12 protein-coding genes are annotated in these 16,589 nt (G+C 71.9%); 7 read left to right on the top strand and 5 right to left on the bottom strand.

The window, feature by feature from the left end:
- Position 1 precedes the first annotated feature (1 nt).
- From D1369_RS38805 to D1369_RS38790, 4 genes are all read right to left on the bottom strand, one after another.
- Positions 2-1,207, bottom strand: a complete 1,206-nt coding sequence (locus D1369_RS38805; RefSeq protein WP_007379764.1) for an SGNH/GDSL hydrolase family protein — start codon at positions 1,205-1,207, stop codon at positions 2-4.
- Positions 1,204-3,546 carry a glycoside hydrolase N-terminal domain-containing protein gene (locus tag D1369_RS38800; RefSeq protein WP_007379765.1) on the bottom strand — a complete coding sequence of 781 codons (2,343 nt, stop codon included), beginning with the start codon at positions 3,544-3,546 and terminating at the stop codon, positions 1,204-1,206. The genes D1369_RS38805 and D1369_RS38800 overlap by 4 nt, the downstream gene beginning before the upstream one ends.
- A gap of 20 nt (positions 3,547-3,566) precedes the next feature.
- Positions 3,567-5,345, bottom strand: a complete 1,779-nt coding sequence (locus tag D1369_RS38795) for a carbohydrate-binding protein (protein ID WP_007379766.1) — start codon at positions 5,343-5,345, stop codon at positions 3,567-3,569.
- Between the two features lie 65 nt (positions 5,346-5,410).
- A complete protein-coding gene (locus tag D1369_RS38790) occupies positions 5,411-6,586 on the bottom strand; it encodes an ROK family transcriptional regulator (protein ID WP_118082966.1) in 1,176 nt (391 codons plus the stop codon).
- A 175-nt stretch (positions 6,587-6,761) separates the two neighbouring features.
- Here D1369_RS38790 and D1369_RS38785 point away from each other — a divergent pair, with 175 nt between their 5' ends.
- The 7 genes from D1369_RS38785 (at position 6,762) to D1369_RS38755 (ending at position 15,159) form a co-directional block, all read left to right on the top strand.
- Entirely contained in the window at positions 6,762-7,970 is a 1,209-nt protein-coding gene (locus D1369_RS38785; protein WP_162951048.1) for a serine hydrolase domain-containing protein, read from the top strand.
- Positions 7,971-8,038: 68 nt separating this feature from the next.
- Entirely contained in the window at positions 8,039-9,418 is a 1,380-nt protein-coding gene (locus D1369_RS38780; protein WP_118082964.1) for a CAP domain-containing protein, read from the top strand.
- A 56-nt stretch (positions 9,419-9,474) separates the two neighbouring features.
- Complete coding sequence (locus tag D1369_RS38775) at positions 9,475-10,152, top strand: AIM24 family protein (RefSeq protein WP_007379771.1); 678 nt, start codon at positions 9,475-9,477, stop codon at positions 10,150-10,152.
- 171 nt (positions 10,153-10,323) lie between these two features.
- Entirely contained in the window at positions 10,324-11,364 is a 1,041-nt protein-coding gene (locus D1369_RS38770; RefSeq protein ID WP_118082962.1) for a tetratricopeptide repeat protein, read from the top strand.
- A complete protein-coding gene (locus D1369_RS38765; RefSeq protein WP_118082960.1) occupies positions 11,361-12,335 on the top strand; it encodes a polyprenyl synthetase family protein in 975 nt (324 codons plus the stop codon). Before D1369_RS38770 ends, D1369_RS38765 begins: the two co-directional genes overlap by 4 nt.
- Before the next feature lie 71 nt (positions 12,336-12,406).
- Positions 12,407-13,366 carry a threonine/serine dehydratase gene (locus D1369_RS38760; RefSeq protein WP_007379773.1) on the top strand — a complete coding sequence of 320 codons (960 nt, stop codon included), beginning with the start codon at positions 12,407-12,409 and terminating at the stop codon, positions 13,364-13,366.
- A 152-nt stretch (positions 13,367-13,518) separates the two neighbouring features.
- Positions 13,519-15,159 (top strand): serine/threonine-protein kinase, encoded by a 1,641-nt coding sequence (locus D1369_RS38755; RefSeq protein WP_118082958.1) that lies wholly within the window; start codon positions 13,519-13,521, stop codon positions 15,157-15,159.
- Positions 15,160-15,166: 7 nt separating this feature from the next.
- Here D1369_RS38755 and D1369_RS38750 read toward each other — a convergent pair whose 3' ends face one another.
- The gene (locus tag D1369_RS38750) at positions 15,167-16,582 is read right to left on the bottom strand and encodes a serine hydrolase domain-containing protein (RefSeq protein WP_007379775.1); all 1,416 of its coding nucleotides are present in this window, start codon (positions 16,580-16,582) and stop codon (positions 15,167-15,169) included.
- Positions 16,583-16,589: the final 7 nt, after the last annotated feature.

Raw genomic sequence — 16,589 nt, 5'->3', positions numbered from 1 at the left:
CTCAGCGGCGGGCGCAGTCGAGGCTGTTCAGCTCGACGGAGTCCGCCATGGCCTGCATGCCCTTGTCGTTCGGGTGGATGTGGTCGCCGCCGTCGAAGACGGGGAGCATCCGCTCGTGGTCGTAGGGGCTGCGCAGGACGCGGTCGAAGTCGGTGACGGCGTCGAAATCGTCGGCGTGGCTCCGGACGAAGTCGTTGACCTCCTGTCGTACGGCCTCGGCGGCCGGGTCCCATTCCGGCCAGCCCTTGAAGGGGGCGATGGTGGAGACAACCACGCACTTGCCGGCGTCGTGGGACCGGTCGACGATCTCACGGTAGCCGGAGATCAGATCCGCCGAGGTGACACCGCTGTGGGCCTTGAGGTCGTTGACGCCTTCGAAGAGGAACACGGTGCGCACGCCCGGCTGGGAGAGCACGTCCCGGTCCAGCCTGGTCAGGGCGCTCGGCCCGGCCCCGTCGGCCAGCACCTTGTTGCCGGAGATCCCCTCGTCGGCCACACCCTTGACCGTGGTGTGCGCCTTCTGCAGACGGCGGGCGAGGTAGTCGGGCCAGCGGCGGTTGCGGTCGCTGGTGGACTGCCAGCCGTCGGTGATGGAGTCCCCGAGCGCGACGACGGCACCGGTGGCCGCGGGCGGGCGCACCGAGACCGCGTCGAGGTAGAACCACGACCCGATGGTCTCCGTCCAGTGGGCGCCGCTCTCCTCGGCGGTGTGGTCGCCCCGGGTGGCGTACGACGTTTGCAGGGCCATCCAGTGGCCGGTGGCCGGGCCGGCGGCGTCGGGGGTGTGGAGGCTGACGACCAGGTCCGATCCGGCGGCCAGGGTGCCGGGCAGCGGGTCGCTGTACACCGTGGCGCCGGGTTCCACGGTGGCCGACGACGAGCCGTCGAAGGTGAGCCGCCTGTTGGTGCCGCGCACCAGCGCGGCGTCCTTGAGCTGGAGGCCGGCGTAGACGCTGTCGAAGGTGACCGGCTGGTGGCCGAACGCGTTGGAGAGCCGGATGCGGGCGTCCCGGCCGCCGACGCTGGTGTGGACGACCATGCGGTAGCCGCGGTCGGCGGCCGAGTCGCCGATGGAGTAGGCGCTCGCGCCCCAGGTGATCACCCCGTCTGGTGGGCCGACGGCGGCCGGTGCGGGCGTGGCCTGGAGGGCTGCCGCCGCGACCGTGACGGCGACGAGCCGGGCCCGGCGGGCTGTCCGGCGGCTCATCGGTCGAAGCCCTTCAGGGTGACCGTGTCTCCGGGCCTGAGTGTCACGGTGCGGGTGCTTCCCGCGTGGGCGACCGTCGTGGTACGGCCGCCGGTACTGCGGATCCGGGCTTCGGTCGGTGTCCCATCCCGCCAGCGTAGGTCGACGACGAAGCCGCCGCGGGCGTTCGCTCCGCTGAGGGAGCCGGAGGCGGCCCAGGCGTCGGGCAGGGCGGGCAGAAGTTCCAGGTGGCCGGGGCGGGAGTAGAGCAGCATCTCGATCATCGCTGCAGGGGTACCCAGATTCGCGTCGATCTGAAAGATTCCGCGGCCCTGTTCCACCTGGTAGATGTCGAAGAGGTTGAAGGCGGTGCCGTTGCTGCCGTCGTTGGAGGGCCGGAGGTTGTTGACCACCAGCTGGTAGGCGTTGTCGGCCTGCTTGAGGCGGGCCCAGCACAGAGCGCGCCAGGCGTTGGCCCAGCCGAAGCTCTCCATGCCGCGGGCGGTGAGCAGGGCGGTGGCACCCTGGACGATCTCGGCCGGGGTGGAGCCGTCGGGGCGGATGCGGTCGCCGGGGAAGAGTCCGACGAGCGGGGACAGGTGGCGGTGGGTGGTCTCGCCGAGGTTGTCGGGGGACATCCACTCCTCCAGCCAGCCCGTGGTGGGGCTGACCTGCGGAAGGTGGAGGCGTTTGCGCAGGCCGGCGATCGTGGCGGCGAAGCCGGCGTCCTTCTTCAGCTCGGCCGCGGCCGTGCAGTAGTTGCCGAACAGGGCCCACACGAGTTCCTGGGCGTAGGTGATGCCCTTGGCGTCGAGGGGGCCGTGTTCGGGCGACCAGTCGCTGTCGGCGACGAGGACCTCCCGTGAGGTGCCCGGGAGGGTCATGGTCAGCAGCCGTGCCTCCCAGAACTCGCAGGCACCCTTCAGAAGGGGATAGATCTTCTCCAGATGGGCGCGGGAGGCCGTGAACTCATAGTGCTCGTACAGGGAGTTGCACAGCCAGGCGTTGCCCGCCGGGTGCCACCACCAGCCGCCCCCGCCGAAGGGGTTGGTGGAGATGGCGACCGTCCAGCCGGCGTTCTTGCCCGTCGAGTTGCGGTAGCGGTTGCGGGGGTCGTTGAACAACCTGCGGGTGAGGTCGGTCCAGGACGGGAGCTGGGCGACGCAGTAGTCCGTGAACGCGTCGAAGCACGGGGACAGACCGGCCCGGTCGGTCGCCCAGTAGTTCATCTGGAGGTTGATGTCGGTGTGGTAATCGCCCATCCAGTCGGGGTCGTTGCCGTCGAGCCACAACCCCTGCAGGCCCAGCGGCAGACTGCCGCGTGAGGCCGCGATCGTCAGGTAGCGGCCGAACTGCAGGTACTGCGCCTCCAGTTCGGGGTCGGGCACCCCGTCCCGGACGCGGGCGCGCAGGCGCTCCCAGGTGTCGAGGGAGCGCTGCTCGGCCGAGGAGGCGCCGAGCGAGACGTCCAACCGCCCGAACAGGGCGTGGTGGTCGGCGGTGTGGGTGGCCAGCAGGGTGCTCGCGGAGTGCCGGGCGGCCGCGCGGACCTTGGTGCGCGCGAGTTTCTGCGGGTCGAGGGAGGGGTCGCGGAAGTGGGCGGCGGCGTCGGGTGTGTAGTTGGTGCCGCCGCTCAGGACGACGGTGAGTTCCCTGCACCCGGTGAAGTCGATGTGCGGGCCCTTGACGGTGACGGTGCCGCCGGAGCCGTACGCGGTGATCGCGGCTCCGTAGCGCAGACCGTTCGGGAGGGTGGCCCCGAAGGAGACCGCGGGCTCCTCGCCGTGCGTGCCCTCCAGCGTGATCGTGCCGGTGTAGCGGCCTCCCCCGCTCTGGGTGAAGTGCAGGACGATGACGTCGTCGGGGTGGCTGGCGAAGATCTGGCGTCGGTAGGTCACCGCCGATCGGACGTACAACGTCTCGTTCACGCCCCGGGCGAGGTCGAGGGTGCGGCGGTAGCCGGAGACGGCGGACAGGTCGTGGTCGGGGATGTCCACGGCGAGCCGGGCCAGCAGGGTGAAGGAGCCGAAGTCCTGGCGGCCGTAGGGGAACTGGCCGTCGGCGTCGAGGGTGTCGTTGAGGCCGCCGGTCCACAGGGTGGCGTCGGTGACGAGGAGGAGTTCACGGCCGGGGTCGTTGCTCACGAGGGCGCCGAGGCGGCCGTTGCCGACGGGCAGGCCCTGTTCGATCATCGAGTGCTCGTCGGCGGGGGCCTGCCACCACAGCCGGTGGCGGGCGTCGGTGCCGGGGGCGGGTGCGTCGGCGGGTCTCCGCGGCGCTGCGGTCGCCGTGAACGTGGGCAGGGCGGCGAGCGCGGCGGTCATCGCGAGGACACCGCGTCTGGAGGGGGCGGGGGTCATGGCGGCTCCTGGTGGCTCGGTCAGGACTTCGGTACGTCGATCCGGTCGATGTCCGGCGCGTAGCCGGTGCCGCTGTCGAAGGTGATCGTGTTGGCGCCGGCCTTGAGCGTCACGGGCACGTACACGCTCGCCACCGTCCCCCAGTCGCCGGTGGCGGGGAGCTTGTGGCGGGTGGCGCCGCCGCCGTTCGCCGAGATGTCCACCGAGCGGGCGTCACCGCTGATGTAGGAGACCTTGATCTGGTAGGTGCCGGCCTTCGCGACAACCACGTCGTTGAAGGTCAGGCGGCCGCCGAGGTACAAGTTGCCGACCTTCTTTCCGTCGGAGCAGGCGGAACAGTCGGCGACGGAGGCGTTGCCGCCGAGGGTGTTGGCGGCGGACTCGGCCTCGTATCCCGTGCGGGTGACCGCGGTGCCGTGCGGGGTGACCGTGAACAGGCGCGAGCCGTGGGCGGGCAGGGCCTGGGTGATCCTGTTCTGGTAGGTGCCGAGGTTCTCGTGGTTCCACAGGTCACGGACGGCGGCCTTGCCGGTGAAGCCGAGGGTGGTCCAGTCGGCGGTGACGGCGGCGGGGGCGTCGGCGAGGTTGAACAGGGCGACGGTGTAGGTGCCGTCGGGGTTCTTCGCGGCCCAGACCTGCTGCGGGTCGGACGGGGTGACCGGCTGCGCGGGCGGGTTGGGGCCCTGGTCGAGCGCGATGACCTCGCGGTTGGTCAGCAGGGAGAGGCCGTAGGAGTCGAGGCGGGTGAGGTCGTCGCCGGTGTACAGGGGGGACTTGGCGATGGCCCACAGGGTGGCGTAGCTCTGCCGTTCGGCCTTGGTGAGGCCGTCCATCCGCCCGTTGCCGACGTCGAGGGAGTCGAGGTCGTTCCAGCCTCCGGGTCCGGCGTGCCGGGTCCAGGCCGGGGTGTCGTCCCAGCGGTCGTCGACGGAGTTCTCCCAGCTGACGAGGGTGTTGCAGTAGCACTCGACGTCGGTGTCGATGCGCCAGCCCTGGGAGTACTTCTTCCAGTCGGCGGCATGGCCGATGTCGAGGGACCAGGAGAGTTCGAGGTGGATCGGGCGGCCGGTGCCGGCTATCGCCTGGTGCCAGGCGGTCACGTCGGCAACGTTGTCGTACTGGTCGCCGCTCTTGCCGGAACCGGGGCCGACGCCGTCGAGCTTGAGGAAGTCGAAGCCCCAGTCGGCGATCAACTGGGCCTGGGAGTCGATGTACTTGCCGGCGCACGGTTTGGAGAAGTCGAGCTTGTAGGCGCTGTCCCAGCCGTTGGTGGTGCGCAGGTCGTCGTAGACGATGTCGGCGGTGGTGCAGCCCTCGGCGTTCCAGACCGGGGTCTTCCCGTCGCCGTAGGCCCCCTTCTCCAGGCCGGCCGGGAGGTAGATGCCGGCCTTGAGGCCCTTGGCGTGGATGCGGTCGGCGACGGCCTTCATGCCGTGGGGGAATCGGACCGGGTCGGGCTTCTGGCGGCCGTACTGGTCGAACCCGGACTTCCAGGTCTTGTCCATCCACCAGCCGGCGTCGATGTTGACGTACGCGTAGCCGTACTTCTTCAGCTTGGCGGCCAGGGCGTCGGTCTGCTTGAGGACGTTGGCCTCGGTGAGATAGCTGTAGTCGCCGTCCGGGTTGAGGCCGGGGTACTTGGAGGACTGCATGCTCCAGCTGGACCAGCCCATGTAGGGCTTGGCGGCGAGAGCGGGCGCGGGGGTGTCGGCGGCGTGCGCGGTGGGGACGGCGACCGCGGTGAGGGCGAGCACCAGCAGCGCTCTGGCGGGCATGGCGAAGTACGAGGATGACCGCATGGGTCGTACCTCCAATGGGGTGCGGGTACTTGTGCGGGCTCTTGTGCGGGTTTGGGAACGGGTTCCTATCGGCTCGTGTCCGGGCCGATGAAGGACTGGATGGCGGTGGCGGCGGCTCCGCGAGCCCACTCGTCGAAGGGCAGTGGGTGGGTGCGGACGTCGCACTGGGCGGCGGAGCCGAAGGCGGCCGCGACGAAGGCGTCACGGATCTGCTCGGCGAACAGGTCGTAGGCGGCGAGTCCCTCGCCGGAGATGATCACGCGTTCGGGTCCGAGAAGGTTGGCTACGGTGGCGATGCCCCGGCCGATCGCCTCGCCCGCCCGCGCGTACACGTCCCGGGCCGCGGCGACGCCCTCGCGGGCCAGGGCCAGGGCCGCTTCGGCGTCGGGGAGTTCGCCGGTGGCCTCGCGGATCTGCCGGAGGATCGCGGCCTCTCCCGCGATCGCCTCGACGCAGCCGCGGTTGCCGCAGTGGCAGAGCGGGCCGGCCGGGTCGACGGTCACATGGCCGATCTCCCCGGCCACTCCGTGCGCCCCGGCGACCACCCGTCCGTGCACCACCAGGCCGCAGCCGATGCCCGCGCCGACGGTGACCACGGCGAAGTCGGACAGGCCCACCCCGGCGCCGAACCACTGCTCGGCGACGGTCAGGGCGCGGACGTCGTTGTCGACGGTGACGGGCAACCCCGTGGTCATGGCGGCCAGTTCGGCGAGCGGGACGTCGCGCCACTCCAGGAAGGGCGAGTAGCGGACGGTTCCCTCGGCCCGGTCCACATCGCCGGAGACGGCGATGCCGAGGCCCAGGACGGGGGCTGTGGAGCCGTTAGTCTCGGCCAGCAGCTTCCGGGTGAGCTCCGCGATGCCCGCCAGCACCGTCCTGGGGTCGCGGCCGGGCAGCGGCAGGTGCCGGGCGACGCGGATCCGGCAGCACAGGTCGGTGAGGACCCCGATGATCTCGTCGCCGGTGACCTTGACGCCGATGAACAGGGCCCGCCCTCCGTCGACCCGCACGAGGTTCGCGGGGCGCCCGAGCGCCGGACGGGCCTCCTCGTCCACGCCCTCCACCAGGTATCCGGCCTCGATGAGCGGGCGGACCGCCTTGGTGACGGCGGCCGGGGACAGGCCCACGCGCCGGGCCACCTCCAGGCGGGGCAGCGGGCCCTGGGACAGCACGGTGGTGAACACCTGTGAGGCGGCGGGGGTGTTGACCGGAAACGTCTCGGCGCGAGGGGTGGGGCGCATGGCCGGGAACTTAGAGGGATTCTTTTCCTTCGTCAATAAAAGAAACAGGATCGGCTGTGCGTTCCCGAGGAGACTCCTGTGCCGACCGGATAACCAATCATCACTTTTCGCACTTTTCACAGCCATACTCTCCGCATCCGTACCGGAACTGACGAAGCGACAGGAGATCAGTCGGATGGCATCAGCACGAGTGGTGGTCGGGGCGGTGGCCGGAGCGGTTCTGCTGCCCCTTCTCGCGGTCCCCGCCCACGCCGGGTCACCCACCGAGCCCGCGGTGGATCTCGCAGGTGTGCGCGGCGTGTTGCGTTCCGCGCTGGCCCAGGGCGCGCCGGGTTCCATGGCCCGGATCGACGACGGGGGCACGGTGTACCAGGCGGCGGCCGGTGTCGCGGACCGCGGAAACGGGCGGGCGATGAGCGACGCCGACCGGTTCCGCATCGGCAGCGTCACCAAGACCTTCACCGCCGTCGTACTGCTCCAACTGGTCGACGAGAAGAAGCTGAGTCTGGACGCGCCGGTCAACCGGTATCTGCCCGGACTGCTGCCGGACGACCGGATCACGGTGCGGCACGTCCTGGGCCACCGCAGTGGTCTGTACGACTACACGAACGACATGTTCGCCAAGACGGTCACCGGGTTCGAGGCGGTCCGCACGAAGGTCTTCACACCCCGGGACCTGGTGAAGCTCTCGCTCGGCCGAGCGCGCACGAACGCGCCGGGCGCGGTGTACTCGTACTCGAACACCAACTTCGTCGTCGCCGGGATGCTCATCGAGAAGCTGACCGGGAACCCGGTGGGGACCGAGTACGAGAACCGGATCATCGGGCCGCTGAAGCTGCGCGACACGTTCTACGTGCACCCCGGCATGGAGATCCCCGGCCGTCACGCCCGGGGCTATCTCACCCCGGACCAGGCGGGCGCCCCGCTCGTCGACGCGACCGAACAGACCGTGTCGTGGGCGCAGAGCGCGGGCGCCCTCCTCTCCAGCACCCGGGACCTGAACACCTTCCTGTCCGCTCTGCTCGGCGGCCGGCTCACCTCGGCCGCGCAACTGGCGCAGATGGAGCGGTGGATGCCGGCGTCGGGCAGCGGTCAGGCGTACGGCCTCGGGCTGCGCCGACGCGATCTGTCGTGCGGGATCTCGGTGTACGGCCACACCGGTGCCGTACAGGGCTTCTACACGTACGCGTTCGCCTCGAAGGACGGCAAGCGCGCTCTCGCCGCGGTCGCCAACACGTCCAACAACGGCCTGGTCCTCAACACGATGCTGCGCACCCTGGACTCCGCGTTCTGCGGCAAGTCGGTCAAGGCGGTCAAGGCTCCGCGCGGCAAGGCCCCGGTGGAGCGGCACGAGGACGTGGCGCCGGCGCTCACGCTGGACTGAGCGCGGGCCGGGAACCCCCGTGCCCCGGTGTCCGTTCTCCCGGCGAACGACGACATCAGGGCGGCACGATGAGCGAGTTGGTTCCCGGGGGCAATCTGCCCCTCCCCGAAGGGGCCGTCACCGTGCGGGTGCCCGGCCCCTTCGACGTGTCCGTCCTCGTCACTGACGAGGACGGCAAGGTGCGGGGCGACGCGGATTTCGTGTTCTACAACCAGCCGTGCGCACCCGGCGCCCGGCTCTCCGGCGACACGCTGACCGTCGATCCCCGGCGGCTGCGCGCGGGTGCCGACAGGATCACGGTGGTCGTCAGTCCGGCCGACCCCGGTACCCCCCTGGGCCGGCTGCCAGCCCCGGTACTCCAGGTCACGGGCGCGGGCGGCCGCCCGCTCGCCCGGTTCGCGCCACCGCGGCCACGGCAGGAGACCGTGCTGCTGCTCGCGGAGATCTACCGGCGGGGCGACGGCTGGAAGCTGCGGGCGCTCGGGCAGGGCTACGCGGACGGACTGGCGGGGCTGGCACGGGACTTCGGTGTGGACGTCGTGGACGACACGCCGACGGCCACGGTGCCCTCCGCGCCACCGTCGGCATCACGGACCCGCCCTGCCCCTGCTCCCGCGTTCCGGCCCGCACCGGCCTCCACCACGGCACACCCGGCAGCGGTGCCCCCCTCCCCCGACGCGGCCGCCTTTCTCACCCTCGTCAACTCGGCTCGCTCCACAGCGGGTTCACCCCCCGTCACCCTCGACCCCCGGCTCACCGAAGCCGCCCGCGCCCACGCCTCGGCCATGGCCTCCGTGGGCCGGCTCGGTGTCGAGGGCGCGGACGGCGTCTCCGTCTTCCAGCGGCTCACCGCCACCGGCTACGCGTACCTCACCGTCGGCGAGCACCTCGTCTCCGGCCCCCGCGACCCGTCCGAGCTCGTCGCGTACTGTCTGCGCACCGAGCAGCCCCGGCGGACCCTGCACGACCCGGCCCTCAGTCATGTCGGTCTGGCGCACGCCGACGGCCGCTCCGGGGACACGTACTGGACGGCACTGTGGGCCAGCCCGCTCACGCCCGACGCCCTCACGCGGACCGCCGACGAGGTCGTCGCCCTCACCAACCGCGAGCGCGCCCGGGCCGGCCTGCCGCCACTCGCCGTCGATCCCCTGCTGGCCCGCGCCGCGCAGGCGTACAGCACCGACATGGCGGTGCGCGCCTTCTACTCCCACACGTCGCCCGAGGGCACCCAGCCCTGGGACCGGGCAGCCGCGGCGGGCTCCGCCCGGCGCTCGATCGGGGAGAACATCGCGTGCGGCCAGCGCTCCGCCGCCGAGGTCGTCGAGGGCTGGATGAACAGCCCCGGCCACCGCGCCAACATCCTGAAACCCGACTTCACCCACATCGGGATCGGCTTCGCGGGCGGCGGCCCGGCGGGCACGTACTGGACCCAGTTGTTCGGCGCCTGATTCCCGTACCGGAAGGGATCTTGGCGGAAGGAATCCCTCCGGGCCAGGATGCACCCATGAAGGGTGACCTGTTTTCCAATGAGCACATGGTGCAGCCGGCCACGGCGCCGGGCATGACGGTCGAGAACTCCAAGTGCATCAGGTACGCGGTGCACGGCGAGATGCTCGCCCGCCAGGGGGCGATGGTCGCCTACCGCGGCAATCTCCAGTTCGAACGCAAGGGCCAGGGCGTGGGCGGCATGCTCAAGCGGGCCGTCACCGGCGAGGGGCTGCCGCTGATGGCGGTGCGCGGCCAGGGCGAGGCCTGGTTCGCGCACGAGGCCCAGAACTGCTTCATCGTCGATGTGGAGCCGGGCGACGAGTTCACGGTCAACGGCCGCAACGTCCTGTGTTTCGACGCCTCGTTGGCGTACCGGATATCGACCGTGAAGGGCGCCGGCATCGCCGGTGGCGGTCTGTTCAACAGTGTCTTCACGGGGCACGGCAGGCTCGGCCTTGTCTGTGAGGGCAACCCGCTGGTCATCCCGGTCTCGGCGGACTTCCCGGTGTACGTCGACACGGACGCGGTCGTCGGCTGGACGGCCGGCCTGAACACCTCGCTGCACCGTTCGCAGTCCATCGGGTCGATGCTGCGCGGCGGCTCCGGGGAGGCGGTGCAACTGATGCTCCAGGGCTCGGGATACGTCGTCGTACGGCCGAGCGAGGCGACCCCGCAGAAGGCGCAACAGCACTGAGGTCCCCGGCAGTGATCTGCGCCTCACAGGCAACCCGTCCGGCTCCGTCCTCGTCTTGACCGGCAACGGATGATGCCCCGACCCGCGGGTCGGGGCTCATTTTCAAGGCACTATGCACGCCATGTATACACAGCATCTATAGATGAGGTGTATACGGACGGAAAGGCATACATGTACGGCAAGGCATTCGCCCCGGAGTACCAGGGCGCGCTCACCGCTCTCTCCGTGAACTCCTCACTGGACGACGTCCTGGCCGCCGGCACCGAGCAGTTGAGAGCGGCCGAGCGGGCCGCACGGCACGGGGAGGCCGCGCGCTCCGGACTCGCGGTCGCCGAGGCGCAGCGCAGGCTCGGCCGGGTCACCGACGCCGACCGCGCCTGGAAGGCGAGTTACCGGGCCGCCCGTCGGGCCGAGGACACCGCGGCCATGGCCTGGGCACTGTGGAGCGGCGGCACACTGGCCCGGCAACGGGGCCAGTTCTCCCTGGCCCGGCGGCTGTTGGGGCTCGCGGCCGAGCTCGGCGAGCGGGGCGGGGACGTCGTCGTGCGCGGTTACTCGCTGGCGGGCCTTGCCGAGACCGGTCGCATCCAGGGCGACTACGAGGCCGTCGGCCGGCTGCACGAGCAGCTGCTGGCCGAGGCCCGGCGGCGCGGCGAGGCACGGCACACGGTGTGGGCGCTGTCCGGCATCGCGCAGATGCACCGCAACACCGGGTCCTACGACACCGCGTTCGCCATGTTCGAGGAGGCGGCCCAGATCGCCGCCGGCGCCGATGACCGGCGCGGTCACGCCTGGGCGCTGCGTGGGCTCGCCGACCTCGCCTCCGTCCGCGACGGCGACACCGAACGGGCCCTCGCCCTGTTGTCCGAGGCGGAGACGACGTGCCGGGAGATGAACCTGTCCAGCGCGCTGGCCTACAACCACAAGATGCGCGGCAACGTCTTCTACCGGGCCGGACGTTACTCCGAGGCCCGCGACCTGTACGAGCAGGCGCTCGCCGAGTTCCGCGCCATGAGCGAACCGCGCGGCGAGGCCCTGGCCCGGCTCGGGCTCGCCAAGGCACTGGCCCGCCTGGGCCGCGACCGTGCCGAGACCGCGGCCGAGCTGGACGATCTGGCCCGCACGCTGGAGCGCACCGGGCTGCGGCACGCGCGGGAGATGGTGACCCGGGCCCAGGAGGAGTTCGGCGTGCGGACGGAGGCGGTACGGTGACGACACTCGCCGCTCCCGAAGTCCTCACCCGCTGCCGCGCGTTGGTGCGACCGGCACTCCAGGAGGCGGTCGGCCGACTGCACCCCTGGGTGGGCGAGATGGCCGCCTACTCCTTCGGCTGGTGCGAGGTCGGCGGCGCCCCGGCCGTGGCGTCCGGCGGCAAGGGCGTGCGGCAGGCGCTCGCCGTGCTGGGTGCCGAGGCGGCCGGCGCGCCCGGACGGGCCGGGGTGCCCGCGGCGGTCGCGGTGGAGCTGGTGCACGTCTTCTCGCTGCTCCACGACGACATCATGGACGGCGACCCGGCCCGCCGTGGCCGCCCCACCGTGTGGAAGGCGTACGGCACCGGACCCGCCGTCCTCGCGGGCGACGCCCTGTTCGCTCTCGCCGTCGAGACCCTGGCCGACGCCGGCTCCGACGCCCTGCGTCTGCTGTCCGCGGCCCTGTCCGACCTGGTGCGGGGGCAGGCCGACGACCTCCTGTTCGCCACCCGCCCCTGGACCGGTCCCGAGCGGGTGCGGCCGGACGAGTACCGGGCCATGGCCGAGCACAAGACCGGGGCGCTGCTGGGCTGCGCGGCGGCGCTGGGCGCCCTGCTCGGCGGGGCGCCCCCGGCCACGGTGGCCGCGCTGGACCGGGCCGGACGGCATCTCGGGGTCGCCTTCCAGATCGTCGACGACGTCCTGGGCATCTGGGGCGATCCCCTGACCACGGGCAAGCCCGTGCACGGCGATCTACGGGAGCGGAAGAAGACGTTCCCGGTACTCACCGCGCTCGACTCGCCGACTCCCGCCGCGGCGCGCCTGGCGCGGCTCCTGGAGTCGGACGGGGCCCCTCAGGAGATCGCGGCCCTGATCGAGGAGTGCGGCGGAAGATCGGCCGCCCTCGCCGAGGCCCGCCGTCGCATGGCTTGCGCGGAGACGGCGTACGAGCTGCGGCCCCTGCTGGACTACCTCCTGCGGCGGGATCTCTGATACCGAGTTGACCTGGGCCGTCCCTGGGGACAGGGTTCGAAGGGAGCTCTCCCCAGCTGGAAGGAACCGCCTTGATCGGGATCACGGACATCGAGCAGCAGGCCGGACTGATCACGGAACATGTCGTCCGCACACCGACCCTGCCCAGCCCCGGCCTGTCCGCGCTTCTCGGTGCTCCCGTCACCGTCAAGCTCGAACTGCTCCAGCGCACCGGCTCGTTCAAGGCGCGCGGGGCGACGGCCAAGCTGCTGTCGCTGAGCGAGGCGGAGCGGGCGGCCGGGGTCGTGGCGGTCAGCGGCGGCAACCACGGGATCGCCCTCGCCCACATGGCGGCGGCCCTCGACGTCAAGGCGACGGTGGTCATGCCGCGTTCGGCGCCGACCCGGTCCGTGGAGATCGTCGAGGCGGCCGGGGCCTCGCTGCGACTGACGGACAACATGGACGGCGCCTTCTCGCTCGTGGAGCGTTTGCGGGACGAGGGGCTGACGCTGGTCCATCCCTTCGACGACCCCCTGGTGATCGCGGGGCAGGGGACGGTCGGACTGGAGTTCGCCGATGACGCGGACGACCTCACCGACGTCCTCGTCAGCGTCGGGGGCGGCGGCCTGATCGCGGGCGTCGCGGCGGCCCTGCGGGCGCGTCGTCCGGGTGTCAGGGTCTGGGGCGTCGAGACCGAGGGCGCCGAGGCCATGTCCCGGGCACTCGCCGCGGGCGGGCCGGTGCCGGTCGCGCTGTCCTCCGTCGTGTCCACGCTGAGCGCCCCGTCCGTCTCGCAGCTGACGTACGACCATGCGGCGGCTCTGGTCACCGAGGTCCTCGTGGTGTCGGACCGGGAGGCCGTCCAGGGCTGTCTGGATCTCGCCGACCACGCCAAGGTGTGGGGCGAACCGGCGGCCGGGTGTCTTCTGCCCGCCGCCCGCAGGGTGCTGGAGCGGGTCGGCGACGACTGCCGACTGGGCCTCGTCGTGTGCGGCGGCAACGCGACCACCAAGGACGCCATGGCCTGGGCGGGGCGGTTCGGGCTGCTCTGAGAAAGGTGCTCGACCGCGGTCGTTCTACTGACTTGTGAGTCAGAAAGCGTGCAACAGGAAAGCGGATTCCATCGGTTGCCGATTTCGTTGAACACACCCCGCCGCACCCCCCGTACCTCTGTGAAAGGTGAGAGCCAGGGGTTCAGCGAGGGATGACCATGGTCAAGGCGCACGTCTCCACACACGAGTTGGTCGCCGGACGGTACCGGCCCCTGGACGTCCTGCACCGCGAGACCAACCGGACCTGCTGGTACGGCGAGGACGTCGCGTCCGAACGCCCCTGCCTGCTCACCGAGATCGGGCTGCCGGCCGGCATCGACGAGGAGACCTCGCTGCGCACCGCCGCGGGAGTCGTCCGGATGTCCAAGACCATGCGAGTGCTGTCCCCCGGCCGGATCGCCGCGGTCGTGGACGCCGTGGCGCAGGAGGGTGTCCTGTGGACCGTCACCGAGCCGGTCGACGGCATCCCGCTGGGCGAACTCCTGGACCGGCAGGGGACGTTCGACCACGTGCGGGCTGCCCGGATCGGTCTGGAGCTGCTGGAGGTGCTGGAGGCGGCGCACGCCGAGGGCATCACCCACGGTGAACTCAGCCCCGGCCAGGTGTTCGTGCACCACCAGGGTTCCGTGGTCGTCACCGGCTTCGGCCTGGCCGGCGCCACCCTCGCCCCGAGGCTGTCGGCACCGTCGTACGCCTCCCCCGAACAGGCCCGTGACGAGCGCATCGGGCCGGCGGCCGACCTGTGGGCGCTCGGCGCGATCCTCTACACGCTGGTCGAGGGGCGTCCGCCGTTCCGTGACCGCGACCGTCCCGCGGCCACCCTGAAGGGGGTCGACCGGCTGCCGCTGCGGGCCCCGGTGCGGGCCGGATCGCTCGCCCCGACCGTGCAGGGGCTGCTGCGCAAGAGCTCCCACGAACGGCTGAGCCGCGCGGCCGTGCGCAGCGCGCTCCTCCGGGTCCTCGACGAGGATGCGGAGGCCACCCTGCCGGAGGAGCCCAGGGCCCGGCGGCGCGTCCTGCACGGCGTGGCCCCCGGCCGCGGCAGCCGGCTCCTCATCGCGGGGACCGCCCTGGCCGTCGTCACGGTGGCCGCCGCGGTCCTGACGGTCACCAAGGCGCTGCCCGGCAGCGACAGTTCGACGACCGGTGAGGCGCCCGCCCCCTCCGCGTCGGCCTCGGCCTCCGCGCCCGCCCCGGCGCCCCCGGCTCCCTCCCCGTCGGTCACCGCGCCGGGAAACCGCACCGACGAGACCTCCCGCCCGCCCGCGTCGCCGAAGCCCACCCGTAGCCCGAGCAGGACGGCCACTCCCACCGCGGGCACGGGGCTGCCGAGCGGATACCGCGTGTACCGCTCCCCCGAGGGCTTCTCCCTCGCCCTGCCCAAGGGCTGGAAACCCCTGGAGACCCAGCGTCAGGAGGATCTGGCGTACCGCGTCACCTTCGGCGCCTCCGGTGACCCGCGTACGCTCGCCGTCACCTACAGCAAGGCCGTCGGCACGGACCCCGTGGCCGTCTGGCGCGACGACGTCGAACCGGGGCTGCAGGACAACCCCGGCTACGAGCGTCTCGGTGACATCCGCGCGACGACCTACCAGGGCCGCGAGGCCGCCGACATGCAGTGGGTCGAGGACGTCGACGGCACCCGGGTGCGCACCTTCGGCCGCGGCTTCCTCATCGGCGGAGGCCGCGGCTACTCGCTGCGCTGGACGACCCCGGCGGCCGACTGGAACGACGACGCGAACCAGGAGGCGCTGGACACCTTCCTGAGCACCTTCCGGGTGCCTTCGGGCTGAGCTGCCCTCAGCCCGAGCGCGGCGCCCGCATCCGCCGCAGCGGACCGCCGTGCAGGGGCTGGGTGCGCCAGCGCGCGGTGAACGTCCGGTCCCCGAGCGAGCACGTCACCAGCAGGTGGTGCGGTGTTTCCAGGAACGCCAGGTCGAGGGCGAGGGTCTCCTCGTCGGTCCAGCCGCCGCTCACCGCGACGGGCACGGACTCGTCGACGACCGTCCAGCCGCTGTCCCCTGCTGCGAGCCCCAGTTCCAGCCGGTCGCCGTCGTCCATGAGGGTCACCCGGCCACCCGGGTCCACCTCGATCGCGGTCAGGGTCGGCTGGTCCGCACACGTGCCGCCGGAGGGCGTGAACACGCCGGTGCTCCCCGCGGGGGCGGTCTTGCCCTCCGCCGGGGGCAGGGCGAGTCGGGCCAGCCGGTCGGCCAGGGCCGCGTCCGCCGCCCCGTCGCCGGGCAGCGGGCCGGCGCCGAAGGCGGGGAGCAGATGCTCCCACACCAGGTCCAGGACCTTCTGCATGTCCAGGGTCTCGGAGGTGATCGCGAGCACCGCGTCCTGTTCGGGCAGCACCACACAGAACTGCCCGTACGCCCCGTCCCCGCGGTAGCCGTGCCGGGCGATCCAGAACTGGAAGCCGTAGCCCTGCTGCCAATCCGCCCAGTCACCCACCGGCGGTGCCTCGTGCGCGATCTGGACCCGGGTCGCCTCGGCCACCCACGACTCGGCCAGCAGCCGCTCGCCCTCCCATTCCCCGCCCCGCAGATACAGCTGGCCGAGCCGGGCGACGGCGTCGGTCGTGGCGTGCAGCCCGCTGAAGCCGAGCTCGCGGCCCCTGCGGTCGGCGATCCAGGCCACCTCGCCGATACCGAGCGGCTCGAACAGCCGGGGCCGCAGGTACTCGGTGAGCTTCTGGCCCGTGACCCGCTGGACGATCGCGGCGAGGGTGTAGGTGGCGGGCTGGTTGTAGGCGAAGACGGTGCCCGGGTCCCGGTCCGGCGGGACCAGCAGGAAGCCCCGGACGAGCTCGTCGCGGTCCTGTGCGCGCGCCCGGTCCAGGGTCTCCTCCTCATGACCGCTGGCCATCGACGCCACATGCCGGACGAGCATCGCGCGGCTGCGCGGGTCGGTGATGTCGGCCTCGAACTCCGGGAAGTACGAGATCACCGGGTCGTCCAGCCGGATCAGTCCCTCGGCGACGGCGAACCCGGCGGCCGTGGCCGTGAAGCTCTTGCTGAGCGAGTAGAGGAGGTGGGGCCGGTCCGGGGCGTACGGCGCCCACCAGCCCGAGGCCACGACGTGTCCGTGGCGCAGCAGCATCAGGCTGTGCGGCTCCAGGTGCGGTTCGGCTTCGAGGGCGTCGAGGAATGCCTGGATACCGGCCGCGTCGACGCCTTGGGCGGCGGGGGTGCTCGTGGGCAGGGAACTCATAGGCGCA

The organism is Streptomyces sp. CC0208 (assembly GCF_003443735.1).
GTDB lineage: Bacteria > Actinomycetota > Actinomycetes > Streptomycetales > Streptomycetaceae > Streptomyces > Streptomyces sviceus.
This window is presented reverse-complemented; position numbering and strand designations above follow the sequence as displayed.